This is a genomic window from Pseudomonas syringae, assembly GCF_021606685.1.
Classification (GTDB): Bacteria; Pseudomonadota; Gammaproteobacteria; order Pseudomonadales; family Pseudomonadaceae; genus Aquipseudomonas; species Aquipseudomonas syringae_R.
The window spans coordinates 1-13,907 of sequence record NZ_WKCB01000053.1 but is presented as its reverse complement, the minus strand read 5'-3'; the positions used below and the strand labels follow the sequence as shown (position 1 = coordinate 13,907).

Here is a 13,907-nt window from a genome sequence, read left to right as displayed (position 1 = left end):
AAAACAAAACGCTCGAGAAAAACAACAATGAAAAATTCGATTCAGCATATCCAGGCGTTTCTAGCGGTGGCCCGCACCGGCAGCTTCACCAAGGCCGCCAACGAGCTGCATTTGTCGCCTTCAGCGCTGACCGTGCAAGTTCAACAGTTAGAGGACTGGCTCGGCGTCGCCCTGCTCGACCGCAGCCCGCGCCATGTGAGCATCACCGCTGCCGGCCAGGACGCACGCGGCCCGATGGAAAAACTGCTGCTGGACCTGGACAACATCGTCACCGGCTCCCGTGACCTGGCCGCCTTGCGCCGGGGCGTCGTGACCATCGCCGCCCTGCCCTCGGTGTGTGCCGGCACCCTGCCACCCGCCTTGCGCCTGTTTCGCGAGCGCTTTGCCGGCATCGAAGTGCGCCTGCACGACTTGGTGGCGCATCGCATCCATGCCCAGGTGCGCGCCGGCGACGTGGATTTCGGCATTGGCGTACGCGCGCGGCTCAGCCATGGCCTGGACTTTGTGCCGGTACTCAATGATCGACTCTGTGCCTTCGTGCCACTGGACCACGCCCTCGCCCGCCATCACACGCTGACCCTGGCGCAACTGGCGGATGAGCCGATCATCCTCACCGGCCGCGACAGCAGTGTGCGCGAGCAAGTGGATGCACTGTTTGACGAAACACGGCTGCGGATGAACGCGGGCATGGAGGCCAACTACATGTCCACGGTGCTCGCGCTGGTGCGTCAGGGCTTGGGGATCAGTGTATTGCCGGAGTCGGCGGCGGACAGCCTGGAAGGGTTGAAGCGCATCAATATCGACCACCCCGGGGTGAACCGGGAGATCGGGTTGATCCGTCGTAGCGGGATGGGGCTAAGCCCGGCGGCGCAGCGTTGTTTCGAGCTATTGAATGAAGAATTATCAGGCACAGCGCCAAACTAACTGTGGGAGCGGGCTTGCTCGCGAAAGCGGTGTGTCAGGTAATACATCTGTCACTGATACACCGCTTTCGCGAGCAAGCCCGCTCCCACAGTTTGAACTGCGCTTAATCCAGCATCGCCACGTGTTGTGGATGGCTGGCTACGCGCTTGAGCCACGCCTGTACAGCCGGGTAGGGGTCCAAGTCAAAGCCGCCCTCATGGGCCACATGGGTGTAGGCGTACAAAGCCACATCGGCGATGGAGAACTGCTCGCCCACCAGGTACGGCGTCAGTTGCAATTGGCGCTCCATGACCTTGAGGGCCTTGTAACCACCCTTGTGCAACTTCTTGTATTCCTCTTGGCGATCTTCCGGCAGGCCCAGGTAAAACTGGATAAACCGCGCCACCGCAATATACGGTTCGTGGCTGTACTGCTCGAAGAACTGCCATTGCAGGACTTGGGTGCGCAGGCGCGGCTCGGCCGGCAAGAATTCGCTGCCGTCGGCGAGGAAATTGAGGATCGCGTTGGATTCCCACAGGCAGGTGCCGTCTTCGAGCTCCAGCACCGGAATTTTGCCGTTGGGGTTCTTGGCCAGGAATTCAGGGGTTTCGGTGTCGCCCTTGAGGATGTCGATGTCCACCCATTGATACGGAATACCCAACAGGTTGAGCATCAATTTGACCTTGTAGCAGTTGCCCGATTTGTAATCGCCATAAACCTTGTACATGGGGCTCCCCTTATGCCGCTTGCGCGTGCTGTGCTTGACGGACCACCGCGGCCAGGCGCTTGAGACCTTCGTCCAGACGGGACGGGTCGATATGGCTGAAATTCAACCGCAGTGAGCCATGGTGCTGGTCCGGCTCGGAAAAGAACGGTTCACCGGGCATGAACGCGACATTCTGTTCCAATGCTTGCGCCAACAAGGTGCGGGTGTCGAGCGGCTGTTTCAAGGTCAGCCAGAAGAATAATCCGCCTTGGGGCACTTGCCAGTTGGCCAGCTCGCTGAAGTGGCGCTGCAGTGCCGCCTCGAACGCATCGCGGCGTTCACGGTAAAAGCTGCGCAGTTGCACCAGGTGCTGTTGGTATTTTTGCGTGCCGATCCACTGCATCGCCTGCCACTGGCCGACGCGGTTAGTGTGCAGGTCCGCCGACTGCTTGAGCTTGAGCAGGTGCGGGAACAGGTCCGGGCTGGCGATCAGGTAACCCACGCGCAGGCCGGGCAACAAAGTTTTGGAGACCGTGCCGGTGTAGATCCAGCTGGCCGTTTTCAAGCGGCCGACGATGGGTTTGGCGCTGGCGCCGTCGAAGGTCAGCTCGCGGTAGGGCTCGTCTTCGATCAAGGTCACGCCGAACTCATCGAGCAACGCCGCGACGGCCTCACGCTTGGCCTCGCTGTAGCGCACGGCCGAGGGGTTCTGGAACGTCGGGATCAGGTAGATAAACGCCGGGCGATGCCGCTCGAGGTTGGCGCGCAAGCTGGCCAGGTCGGGGCCGTCGGCTTGCAGTTGCACGGTCAGGCAATCGGCGCCGAACAGTTGGAAGATCTGCAACGCGGCCAGGTAGGTCGGGCCTTCCAGCAGGATCTTGGTGCCCTTGTCGATATACAGCTTGGCCGCCAGGTCCAGGGTTTGCTGGGACCCGCTGACCACCAGCACCTGACTGGCCTGGCACGGCACGCCCAGCGCGCGCGCCTCGGCGGCGAGCAACTCACGCAGCTGCGGCTCGCCTTCGCTCATGCCGTACTGGCCGATGTTCAGCGGCATGTCGTCCCAGTTCAACGCCGGCAACATGGCCTCGGCGGGCAGGCCACCGGCGAACGACATCACTTCCGGGCGCTGGGCCGCCGCGAGGATTTCACGGATCAAGGAGCTTTTGAGGCGTGTTACACGTTCAGAGAAGGCCATAAGGTCACCGCTAGCAAAGCCTGTGGGAAATACGTCAAACTGGTTGACCGAAATTACGACAGCTTGAGTGGATACGTCAACATGCTTGACCTTAAAAACCAAAGCAGCCAGCAGCAGGCCATGGAGGCGTTTTTCTTCGGCTACCAGGCATTCACTGCCAAGGCCGACGAAATGCTCGAACGCCGCGGGCTGAGCCGGGTGCACCAGCGCATCGTGTTTTTTATCGCGCGCTACCCCGCCCTGAGCGTGAAGGAACTGTTGGAATTGCTCGGCGTAAGCAAGCAGGCGTTGAACATGCCACTGCGCCAATTGCAGGAAATGCACTGGGTGGACAGCGTTGCGTCCGAGGCCGACAAGCGTAAACGCCTGCTGCAACTGACCGCCGAGGGGCTGCGTTTCGAACAGTCGCTGCGCCGCGAGCAGGTGAAGCTATTGCAACGCGCGTTCAGTGAGGCCGGAGAAGACGCGGTAGCGGGCTGGCTGGCGGTCAATCAGGCGCTCGCCGGCCAGTCCTAGACGGGTCGCGCAAACTGGCTTGTATTGGCAAACAGGCTCGTTGTGGCAAGCGGACTTATTGTGGCAAACAAGCTTGTTGTGGCGAGCGGGCTTGCCCGCGTTGGGTCGCGTAGCGGCCCCAAAAAATGGGCCTGCTTCGCAGTCCAACGCGTGCAAGCCCGCTCGCCACGAACGCGTACCCAGCATAAAAAATTGCTGACATCCGTTAGCCTTTCATCCCCTTCCCCCCACATAATCGAAAACATTATTTGCTTTCTTTGTATACAAAAGCATAATTCGCTTCGTGCGAGTTCCTGACCTATTGGTCAACAAAACCCGCCAGTACCTCAAAGCGCTGTTGCCCACTCATGTGACCGGCGCTGGAAATAACAATAAAACTCTTGAGGAGTACTCGCTGTGGATAGCCGCAAAACCGAAGCCCCTACGCTCGACCTCGCCGCACCGCCAGGCGGCCTGCTGGAACGCCTGTTCAAACTGCGCCTGCATGGCACCACAGTGAAGACCGAGCTGATCGCCGGCCTCACCACCTTTATCACCATGGCCTACATCATCTTCGTCAACCCCAACATCATGGCCGACGCCGGTATCGATCACGGCGCGGCCTTTGTCGCCACCTGCATTGCCGCCGCGTTGGGTTGCCTGCTGATGGGGCTCTACGCCAACTGGCCGGTAGGCCTGGCGCCCGGCATGGGGCTGAACGCGTTTTTTACCTACACCGTGGTCGGCACCATGGGCTACCAATGGGAAACCGCGCTGGGCGCGGTGTTTATTTCCGGGGTGCTGTTCATGGGCCTCACTCTCTCACGGGTGCGGGAATGGCTGCTCAACAGCATTCCGGTGAGCCTGCGCCATGCCATGGGCGCGGGTGTGGGGCTGTTTCTCGGGGTGATCGGCCTGAAAACCGCCGGCATCATCGTCGACAGCCCGGCCACGCTGATCAAGCTCGGCTCGCTGCATGAACCGGCGCCGCTGCTGGCGGCGGTGTGCTTCCTGCTGATCGCGATCCTCAGCTACCACCGGGTGTTCGGCGCCATCCTTATCAGCATCATCGCCGTGACGCTGGCCGGCTGGGGCCTGGGCCTGGTGCACTACAACGGCATCCTCTCCACGCCGCCGAGCCTGGCGCCAACCTGGATGGCGATGGACGTGAAAGGTGTGTTCAATATCAGCATGATCAGCGTGGTATTTGCCTTTCTGTTTGTGCACATGTTCGATACCGCCGGTACACTGATGGGCGTTGCACAACGCGCCGGGCTGGTGAATGCCGATGGCAAGATCGATAACCTGTCCCGCGCCTTGAAGGCCGACAGCGCCTCCAGCGTGTTTGGTGCCATGGTCGGTGTACCGCCCGTGACCAGCTACGTGGAAAGCGCCGCCGGTGTGGCCGCCGGTGGCCGGACGGGGCTGACGGCAGTGACCGTGGGTATCCTGTTTGTGGCGGCCATGTTCTTTGCACCGCTGGCCGGCATGATCCCGGCCTACGCCACCGCCGGCGCGCTGATTTACGTGGCGATGCTGATGATGGCGAGCATGGCTCATATCAACTGGGATGAGGCCACCGACAGCATTCCGGCGATCGTCACGGCGATCATGATGCCGCTGACCTTTTCAGTCGCCGACGGCATCGCGCTGGGTTTTATCACCTACGTGGCGCTCAAGGCTGGCACCGGCAAGTACCGCGAGATTTCCGTGAGCCTGTGGGTGCTGTGCGCGATCTTTATCGCCAAGTTCGTCTTTCTATAAAAAAAGGAGCAAGCAATGAGTCTGGAAACCTGGCTGCTGTTCAGCGGCGCTGCACTGGTGGTGATCCTGATCCCGGGGCCGCTGTCGTTGCTGATGATCAGCAACAGCCTGAACTACGGCCTGCGCCGCTCTTACCCGGCGTTTCTGGGCGGGGTGATCGCCTCGATCTGCCTGCTGAGTGCGTCGGCCCTGGGCCTGGGCGCATTGCTGCTCGCATCGGAGCAACTGTTCAGCGCGCTGAAAATTGTCGGCGCGCTGTACCTGTTCTACCTCGCCTGGCAGAGCTGGCAACAATCGCGGCAACCGGCCCACGGCGCCGACGTGCCGCAGGTGGCCAGCACGCCACGCTTTCGCGCGCTGTTCGGCCGCGCCTTTGTACTGGGCGCCAGCAACCCGAAAGACATCCTGTTTTTCGCCGCTTTCCTGCCGCAGTTTTTAAGTGCCGAACAGGCGTTTTTGCCGCAGTTGCTGAACATGATCGCCACCTGGACCGTGCTCGACCTGCTGTGCAAGCTGGCCTACGGCCTGGGGGCCCACGGCGCGGCGCGCTATTTGCGCAGTGGCAAGGGCCAGAGTTGGTTCAACCGGATCAGCGCCGGGTTGTTCGGTGGCGCGGGGGCGGCGTCCTTGTTGAGTCGTTGATTGGCCTTGCCCGGCAGCCACTGCGCTGCCGGGTTCGCTGAGCATTCCACTGGCTTGAAACACCTGAAGGCCAGGCAAAAAAAAGCCCGCAGTGTGAGCGGGCGAAACCAACGAAGAGCTTTGGGGGTGTGAAGCGAGGTGACGACTCAGCTACCGCGATAGGTGGAGTAGCTGTAAGGCGAAATCAGCAAGGGCACATGGTAATGGTCTTGTTCGGCACTGATGCCGAAACGCAGTACCACCACATCAAGAAAAGCCGGTTCAGGCAGTTGCACGCCGCGGGCGCGGTAGTAGTCGCCGGCGCTGAACTGCAATTGATAGACACCACTGCGGTAGTCTTCACCTTGCAGCAGCGGCGCATCACAACGGCCGTCACTGTTGGTCAAGGTGCTGGCGACCAGTTCCAGCTGCGCGCCTTCGACGCGGTACAGCTCGACCTGGATCGCGCTGCCGGGGCAGCCATGTGCAGCGTCCAATACGTGTGTGGTCAAACGTCCCATAGCGTTTGCGCGCCTCCCTAAATTCATGAAAGAGAAAACCTGCACCTTTTCAGCGCACTGAAAAAGCCGGCGATGGCTGATTAAGACACTTTTCAAAAAAATTGTACACAATAAAAATCACAAACTTCTGATCCCCGTTGCTCAGGTGGGCCGATTGCCTGATTGCCAAGCAACCCTTGCTTTTAAACGACCTTTTGTCCATTAGCTGACCAGTCAGGCAGGTTTCTTGCAGTGCTAAGCTGAGAAGGTCTGACGGAAAAAATGCAGAAATCCGGGCTTACAAAGTACGCATTAAGTTGTATACAATCAGCCATCGCTGTGACGCCACCCAGTCATTTCACTGCCCGGCCGCCACACCCATCGCCAACATGAACAAGAAGGAAGACTGCAGTGAGCGCTGACTACCCACGCGACCTGATCGGTTACGGCAGTAACCCTCCTCACCCTCACTGGCCGGGCAAGGCACGTATCGCCCTGTCATTTGTACTCAACTACGAAGAAGGCGGCGAGCGCAACGTTTTGCACGGCGACAAAGAGTCCGAAGCCTTCCTCTCGGAAATGGTCTCGGCCCAGCCACTGCAAGGTGCGCGCAACATGAGCATGGAGTCGCTGTATGAATACGGCAGCCGTGCCGGCGTGTGGCGCATCCTCAAGCTGTTCAAGGAATTCGACATCCCGCTGACGATCTTCGCCGTGGCCATGGCCGCCCAGCGCCACCCGGACGTGATCCGCGCGATGGTCGAGGCCGGCCACGAGATCTGCAGCCACGGCTACCGCTGGATCGACTACCAGTACATGGACGAGGCCCAGGAGCGCGAGCATATGCTCGAAGCCATCCGCATCCTCACCGAGCTGACCGGCGAACGCCCACTGGGCTGGTACACCGGGCGCACCGGCCCCAACACACGCCGGCTGGTGATGGAGGAAGGCGGCTTCCTCTACGACTGCGACACCTACGACGACGACCTGCCCTACTGGGAACCCAACAACCCCACCGGCAAGCCGCACCTGGTGATCCCCTACACCCTGGACACTAACGACATGCGCTTCACCCAGGTGCAGGGCTTCAACAAGGGCGATGACTTTTTCGAGTACCTCAAGGACGCGTTCGACGTGCTCTACGCCGAAGGCGCTGAAGCCCCCAAGATGCTCTCCATCGGCCTGCATTGCCGCCTGATCGGCCGCCCGGCGCGCCTGGCTGCTTTGAAGCGCTTTATCGAATACGCCAAGGGCCATGAGCAAGTGTGGTTCACCCGCCGAGTCGACATTGCGCGCCACTGGCACGAAACCCACCCGTACCAGGGAGCTGCCAAGTGACTGCTTTCCAGACCTTGAAACCCTCGACCTTGAGCCGTGACGCGTTCGTCGCAGCCTTCGCCGATATCTACGAACATTCGCCATGGGTGGCCGAAAAGGCCTTCGACCTGGGCCAGGACGCGTCGATCGACCAGATCGAAACCCTGCACCAGCGCATGAGCGACATCCTGTTGAGCGCCGATCATGCCAGCCAGCTGGCCTTGATCAACGCCCACCCGGACCTGGCCGGCAAAGCCGCCGTCCAGGGCCAACTTACCCAAGCCAGCACCCATGAACAGGCTGGCGCCGGTATTCACCAATGCACGGCCGAAGAGTTCTCGCGCTTCACCGAGCTGAACGATGCCTACAAGGCCAAGTTCAAGTTTCCCTTCATCATGGCGGTAAAAGGCAGCAACCGGCACCAGATCCTCGCCGCGTTTGAAACGCGCATTCATAACTCGGTGGAAGCCGAGTTCAACTGCGCGTTGGCCGAGATCAATAAAATCGCGTTGTTCCGATTACTGACTCTTTAAGCAGACCTGGCCCGAGCGACTCATGAACGCCCAGGGCCTGGCGAGCATCCCAAGCCACTCTATTTAAGGCAGACAAGAAGAATGAAAGCTTACGCCGTACCTTTCGAGAAGTTCGTCAACCTGGCCGACGCCCGTCTGGGCACCAAGATCCTTTCGGTCACCGATGACTGGTTCGCCGACGCCAACCGCCTGTTCCAGCCGACCCCGGCCGTGTGGAAGGAGGGCGTTTTCGATGACAACGGCAAGTGGATGGACGGCTGGGAGTCGCGCCGCAAGCGCTTCGAAGGCTACGACAGCGCGGTGATCCGCCTGGGCGTACCGGGCTCGATCAAGGGCGTGGACATCGACACTTCATTCTTCACCGGCAACTACCCGCCATCGGCCTCCCTGGAAGCCTGCTTCCTGGCCTCGGGCGACCCTGATGACAACACCCAGTGGGTGGAAGTGCTGTCGGCCGTCGAGCTGCAAGGCAACAGCCACCACTACCACGAGATCAGCAACGACCAGGCGTTCAGCCACCTGCGTTTCAACATCTACCCGGATGGTGGCGTGGCCCGCCTGCGTGTGTACGGCGTGCCGTTCCGCGACTGGTCCTCGGTAGGCGACAACGAGCAAATCGACCTGGCTGCAGCCTTGAACGGCGGTCGCGCCCTGGCCTGCTCCGACGAACACTTCGGCCGCATGAGCAACATCCTCAACCCGGGCCGTGGCATCAACATGGGCGACGGCTGGGAAACCGCGCGTCGTCGTACACCGGGCAATGACTGGGTGATCGTCGCGCTGGGCCATCCGGGTGAGATCGAGAAGATCGTCGTCGACACCCTGCACTTCAAGGGCAATTACCCGGACACCTGCTCAATCCAGGGCGCCTTCGTGAAGGGTGGCACCGACAGCCAGATCGAAACCCAATCGCTGTTCTGGCGCGAACTGCTGCCGGCGCAGAAACTGGAAATGCACGCCGAACACACCTTCGCCGAGCAGATCAAGGCACTCGGGCCGATTACCCATATCCGCCTGAACGTGTTCCCGGATGGCGGTGTAAGCCGCCTGCGGGTGTTGGGCAAAGTCTCGAAGTAAGCGCTGAACCCCTGTGGCGAGCGGGCTTGCCCGCGTTGGGCCGCGAAGCGGCCCCAAAAGATAGGCCTGCTACGCAGCCCAACGGGAGCAAGCTCCCTCGCCACAAACAGCAGAACTAACAACACAGCATTCGGAAAAGAAGACAGCCATGCGCACACTGATGATCGAACCCCTGACCAAAGAAGCCTTCGCCCCGTTCGGAGACGTTATCGAAACCGACGGCAGCGATCACTTCATGATCAACAACGGGTCGACCATGCGCTTTCACAAGCTGGCAACGGTAGAAACCGCACAGCCTGAAGACAACGCGATCATCAGCATCTTCCGCGCCGACGCGCTGCAGATGCCGTTGACCGTGTGCATGCTGGAGAGACACCCGCTGGGCAGCCAGGCTTTCATTCCGCTGCTCGGCAACCCCTTTCTGATCGTGGTCGCGCCACTTGGCGATGCACCTGTATCGGGCTTGGTCCGCGCCTTCGTTACCAACGGCAGGCAGGGCATTAATTACCATCGCGGCGTCTGGCACCACCCGGTGCTGACGATCGAAAAGCGGGATGACTTCCTGGTGGTTGATCGCAGTGGCACAGGCAATAACTGCGATGAGCATTTTTTTGAAGAGGATGAGCGGTTGATCCTCGCCCCCCACCAATAAGAGAAGGCCGGATCACCCGACAACAAGGGTGACAGGCGAGAGGTAAAGACTGTGGAAGCACATTTGATGGAATGGCTGAACCTGAGCGTGCGCTGGGTTCACATGATCACTGGCGTCGCGTGGATCGGCGCTTCCTTCTATTTTGTCTGGCTGGAAAACAACCTTAATCGCGTCAACCCCAAGAGCGGCCTGGCCGGTGACTTGTGGGCGATCCACGGTGGCGGTATCTACCACCTGGAAAAATACAAACTGGCCCCCCCGACCATGCCGGACAACCTGCACTGGTTCAAATGGGAAGCCTATTTCACCTGGATGTCGGGCATTGCGCTGCTGTGCGTCGTGTTTTACTGGAACCCCACGCTGTACCTGCTGGCTCCGGGCAGCAGCCTCAGTGGCCCGGAAGGCGTATTGCTGGGCCTTGGCTCGTTGCTCGCCGGCTGGTTCATCTACTCCTTCCTCTGCGACTCGGCCCTGGGCAAGCGCCCTGCCCTGCTCGGCCTGATCCTGTTCGTGCTGCTGATTGCTGCTGCGTATGGCTTCAGCAAAGTGTTCAGCGGCCGTGGCGCCTACCTGCATGTGGGTGCGGTGATCGGCACCATCATGGTCGGTAACGTGTTCCGCATCATCATGCCGGCCCAGCGTGCGCTGGTGGCAGCGATCGCGGAAAACCGCACCCCCGATCCGGCACTGCCGGCCAAAGGCTTGTTGCGTTCACGTCACAACAACTACTTCACCTTGCCGGTGCTGTTCATCATGATCAGCAACCACTTCCCGAGCACCTACGGCAGCCAATACAACTGGCTGATCCTGGCGGGTATCGCGGTGGCGGCAGTGTTGGTGCGGCATTACTTCAACACCCGCCACAACAGCCAGAAGTATGCGTGGACCTTGCCGGTAGGCGCGTTGGCGATGATTTGCCTGGCGTACGTGACCGGGCCCAAACCTGTTGCAACTGCACCGGAAGTGGCGAAGGCGCCAGCGGCCATCGAATATCAGCCGTTGCCGGAAACTGCGCTGGGCGGTGGCCTGAAACCTGCCGCGCCTGCTGCACCTGCCGAACCGGCTGCCGCCCCCGCCGCGCCCGCACAGGCCACGATTGATTTCGACAAGGTCCATGGGGTGATCCAGGAACGCTGCGCCGTGTGCCATTCGGCCAAGCCGACCAGCCCGCTGTTCAGCACCGCACCGGCCGGGGTGATGTTCGACACCCCGGCGCAGATCCAGCAGCAGGCCGCGCGCATTCAGGCGCAGGCCGTGGCGAGCCAGATCATGCCACTGGGCAACATCACCCAGATGACCCAGCAGGAGCGCGATTTGATTGGCACCTGGATCAACCAGGGGGCGCGTACCAATTAACTGATTCACAGAGATCCAGTGTGGGAGGGGGCTTGCCCCCGATTGCTGTAGTTCAGTCAATGATGTTTTGAATCACACACCGCTATCGGGAGCAAGCCCCCTCCCACATTTGGGCCTGCAGTGTTTTGAAGATCGAGTTACACCCGGCAATTGAATGCCAAACAACACAACAATAAAAAAGATTCGAGGTGTTGCATGACCGAGTTAGTCGAACCGCAGATTCCTGCCGCCCCTGCCATGGAGCGGCTGCCCCTCTTGCAACTGATTCTGGTAGGCCTGCAACACGTCTTGCTGATGTACGGCGGCGCCGTCGCCGTGCCCCTTATCATTGGCCAGGCCGCCGGCCTGAGCCGTGAAGAAATCGCCTTTCTGATCAACGCCGACCTGCTGGTGGCTGGCATCGCTACCATGGTGCAGTCGTTCGGCATCGGCCCGGTAGGCATTCGTATGCCGGTGATGATGGGCGCCAGTTTCGCCGCCGTCGGCAGCATGGTCGCCATGGCGGGCATGCCCGGCATCGGCTTGCAAGGCATCTTCGGTGCGACCATCGCCGCCGGGTTCTTCGGCATGCTGATCGCGCCGTTCATGTCCAAGGTCGTGCGCTTTTTCCCGCCACTGGTGACCGGCACGGTGATCACTGCGATCGGTCTGTCGCTGTTTCCGGTGGCCGTGAACTGGGCCGGTGGCGGCAGCGCCGCGGCGACCTTCGGCTCGCCGATTTACCTGGCGATTGCCGCGCTGGTGCTGGCCACCATTTTGCTGATCAACCGTTTCATGCGCGGCTTCTGGGTGAATATTTCGGTGCTGATCGGCATGGGCCTGGGCTATGCCCTGTGCGGCGCCATCGGCATGGTCGACCTCAGCGGCCTCGCCCAGGCGCCGTGGGTGCAGGTGGTGACGCCGCTGCATTTCGGCATGCCTAAGTTCGAGTTGGCGCCGATCCTGTCCATGTGCCTGGTGGTGGTGATCATCTTCGTCGAGTCCACCGGGATGTTCCTCGCGCTGGGCAAAATCACCGGCCAGGAAGTCTCGCCCAAGATGCTGCGCCGAGGCTTGCTGTGTGATGCCGGCGCCTCGTTCTTCGCCGGCTTCTTCAACACCTTTACCCACTCTTCGTTCGCGCAGAACATCGGCCTGGTGCAGATGACCGGCGTGCGTTGCCGCTCGGTGACGATCATGGCCGGGGCCTTTCTGATCGTGCTCAGCCTGCTGCCAAAGGCCGCGTACCTGGTGGCGTCGATTCCCCCGGCGGTGCTCGGCGGCGCAGCGATTGCCATGTTCGGCATGGTCGCGGCCACGGGCATCAAGATCCTCCAGGAAGCCGACATCGCTGACCGTCGCAACCAACTGCTGGTGGCGGTGAGCATCGGCATGGGCCTGATCCCGGTGGTGCGCCCGGAGTTCTTCGCGCAGTTGCCATTGTGGATGAGCCCGATTACCCATAGCGGGATCGCCATGGCGACCCTCAGCGCGTTGTCGCTGAACATTCTGTTCAACATTCTCGGCGGTGCTGAGCGCCCCGCCGTCGCCCACACGCATTGATTCCTTTGTTAGTAAAACAATAACAAGACAGGGAACACTCGCATGCACACCCTTCATCCGGGGCCGGCCACACGCCGTGCCCCATTCTCGCCCCACGCGCTCTGTAACAGCGCACTTGAGCCAAGGCTTCGGAGCCAGTATTCTCCGCGCCCGCTCGAATCGACTCAAAAAAAAACAGCGAATGTAAAAGCTGACTGCAAGGCCAACTTATCCCGGCCTTATGTCTGCTGCCAAAGTGCGCAAATGTCCTCTGAATTCGACTGCATCCGTTGCAGCCGACGGGGATTTTTTGGCTTTTTAAACACCTTGGCGCAGCTCTTGCTAAAAGCATCAAAGCTGACCGAACAGACGATTTTTGCAGCGAACCAAAAGACGCCACACCAGAGCGTCTGCGTAGAAGAAAAACCATAAAACTTTAACTCGGGAGCAACCGAATGAAACCTATGTTCAAAGGCCTGATGCTGGCGGGATCCCTGCTGGCCGGTGGCCAAGCCGTGGCCGGTGACCTGTTGCAGTGGCAGAACAACAGCCTGACTTACTTGTGGGGCAAGAGCTTTACCGTTAACCCGCAGATCCAGCAAACCGTCACGTTCGAACATGCCGACGCCTGGAAGTACGGCGACAACTTCTTCTTCCTCGACCGTATCTTTTATAACGGCAAGGAAGACGGCAACGTCGGCCCGAATACTTACTACGGCGAGTTCAGCCCGCGCTTGTCGTTTGGCAAGATTCTGGACAAGGATTTGTCACTCGGCCCGATCAAGGATGTGCTGTTGGCCTTCACTTACGAGTTCGGCGAAGGCGATAACGAGTCGTACTTGCTGGGCCCGGCCTTCGATTTGAACATCCCGGGTTTCGATTACTTCCAGCTGAACTTCTACCAGCGCCAGACCGAGGGCAATCGCCCGGGTGACGGTGTGTGGCAGATCACCCCGGTGTGGTCGTACACCATCCCCGTGGGCAGCTCCGACATCCTGATCGACGGTTTCATGGACTGGGTAACCGACAACGACAAGAACGCGCGTGGCACTTACCACGCCAACCTGCACTTCAACCCACAGGTTAAATATGACCTGGGCAAGGCGCTGCACTGGGGCGACAAGCAACTGTATGTGGGCTTTGAGTACGACTACTGGAAGAACAAGTACGGCATCGAAGATACCGGTGCATTCAAGACCACCCAGGACACGGCGAGCTTCCTGGTCAAGTACCACTTCTGATTGATCAGCACATAGTCAATGTG

General features: G+C 60.3%; 15 protein-coding genes. 12 read left to right on the top strand and 3 right to left on the bottom strand.

Annotation, left to right across the window (positions count from 1 at the left end; translation table 11 throughout):
• The first annotated feature begins 27 nt into the window (after nt 1-27).
• Entirely contained in the window at nt 28-924 is an 897-nt protein-coding gene (locus tag GIW02_RS19095) for a LysR family transcriptional regulator (RefSeq protein WP_236419229.1), read from the top strand.
• 103 nt (nt 925-1,027) lie between these two features.
• On the opposite strand, the gene GIW02_RS19090 is transcribed toward GIW02_RS19095, so the two are convergent.
• Both GIW02_RS19090 and GIW02_RS19085 read right to left on the bottom strand, forming a co-directional pair.
• Nucleotides 1,028-1,630, bottom strand: a complete 603-nt coding sequence (locus GIW02_RS19090; RefSeq protein WP_236419228.1) for a glutathione S-transferase family protein — start codon at nt 1,628-1,630, stop codon at nt 1,028-1,030.
• A 10-nt stretch (nt 1,631-1,640) separates the two neighbouring features.
• Complete coding sequence (locus tag GIW02_RS19085; protein WP_236419226.1) at nt 1,641-2,807, bottom strand: aminotransferase-like domain-containing protein; 1,167 nt, start codon at nt 2,805-2,807, stop codon at nt 1,641-1,643.
• Between the two features lie 81 nt (nt 2,808-2,888).
• Between GIW02_RS19085 and GIW02_RS19080 the strand changes: the two genes are divergently transcribed.
• The 3 genes from GIW02_RS19080 (at nt 2,889) to GIW02_RS19070 (ending at nt 5,708) form a co-directional block, all read left to right on the top strand.
• A complete protein-coding gene (locus GIW02_RS19080) occupies nt 2,889-3,323 on the top strand; it encodes a MarR family transcriptional regulator (RefSeq protein WP_236419224.1) in 435 nt (144 codons plus the stop codon).
• Nucleotides 3,324-3,719: 396 nt separating this feature from the next.
• Nucleotides 3,720-5,066: an NCS2 family permease gene (locus GIW02_RS19075; RefSeq protein ID WP_236418464.1), complete on the top strand. Its 1,347-nt coding sequence runs from the start codon at nt 3,720-3,722 to the stop codon at nt 5,064-5,066.
• A gap of 15 nt (nt 5,067-5,081) precedes the next feature.
• Nucleotides 5,082-5,708 carry a LysE family translocator gene (locus GIW02_RS19070; RefSeq protein ID WP_236418463.1) on the top strand — a complete coding sequence of 209 codons (627 nt, stop codon included), beginning with the start codon at nt 5,082-5,084 and terminating at the stop codon, nt 5,706-5,708.
• Between the two features lie 146 nt (nt 5,709-5,854).
• Here GIW02_RS19070 and uraH read toward each other — a convergent pair whose 3' ends face one another.
• Entirely contained in the window at nt 5,855-6,208 is a 354-nt protein-coding gene (gene uraH / locus GIW02_RS19065; RefSeq protein ID WP_236418462.1) for a hydroxyisourate hydrolase, read from the bottom strand.
• Nucleotides 6,209-6,598: 390 nt separating this feature from the next.
• Between uraH and puuE the strand changes: the two genes are divergently transcribed.
• The 8 genes from puuE (at nt 6,599) to GIW02_RS19025 (ending at nt 13,884) form a co-directional block, all read left to right on the top strand.
• A complete protein-coding gene (gene puuE / locus GIW02_RS19060; RefSeq protein WP_236418460.1) occupies nt 6,599-7,525 on the top strand; it encodes an allantoinase PuuE in 927 nt (308 codons plus the stop codon).
• Nucleotides 7,522-8,037 (top strand): 2-oxo-4-hydroxy-4-carboxy-5-ureidoimidazoline decarboxylase, encoded by a 516-nt coding sequence (gene uraD / locus GIW02_RS19055; RefSeq protein ID WP_236418459.1) that lies wholly within the window; start codon nt 7,522-7,524, stop codon nt 8,035-8,037. The genes puuE and uraD overlap by 4 nt, the downstream gene beginning before the upstream one ends.
• A gap of 81 nt (nt 8,038-8,118) precedes the next feature.
• Entirely contained in the window at nt 8,119-9,114 is a 996-nt protein-coding gene (alc, locus tag GIW02_RS19050; protein WP_236418457.1) for an allantoicase, read from the top strand.
• Nucleotides 9,115-9,262: 148 nt separating this feature from the next.
• Nucleotides 9,263-9,766, top strand: coding sequence for an ureidoglycolate lyase (locus tag GIW02_RS19045; protein WP_236418455.1), 504 nt, complete (start codon nt 9,263-9,265; stop codon nt 9,764-9,766).
• A 51-nt stretch (nt 9,767-9,817) separates the two neighbouring features.
• Nucleotides 9,818-11,122 carry a urate hydroxylase PuuD gene (locus GIW02_RS19040; RefSeq protein ID WP_236418453.1) on the top strand — a complete coding sequence of 435 codons (1,305 nt, stop codon included), beginning with the start codon at nt 9,818-9,820 and terminating at the stop codon, nt 11,120-11,122.
• A 195-nt stretch (nt 11,123-11,317) separates the two neighbouring features.
• On the top strand, nt 11,318-12,664 hold the full coding sequence (locus GIW02_RS19035) for a nucleobase:cation symporter-2 family protein (protein ID WP_236418452.1): 1,347 nt from the start codon (nt 11,318-11,320) through the stop codon (nt 12,662-12,664).
• A 42-nt stretch (nt 12,665-12,706) separates the two neighbouring features.
• Nucleotides 12,707-13,075, top strand: a complete 369-nt coding sequence (locus GIW02_RS19030; RefSeq protein ID WP_236418451.1) for a hypothetical protein — start codon at nt 12,707-12,709, stop codon at nt 13,073-13,075.
• A 23-nt stretch (nt 13,076-13,098) separates the two neighbouring features.
• Nucleotides 13,099-13,884, top strand: coding sequence for an outer membrane protein OmpK (locus tag GIW02_RS19025; RefSeq protein ID WP_236418450.1), 786 nt, complete (start codon nt 13,099-13,101; stop codon nt 13,882-13,884).
• Nucleotides 13,885-13,907: the final 23 nt, after the last annotated feature.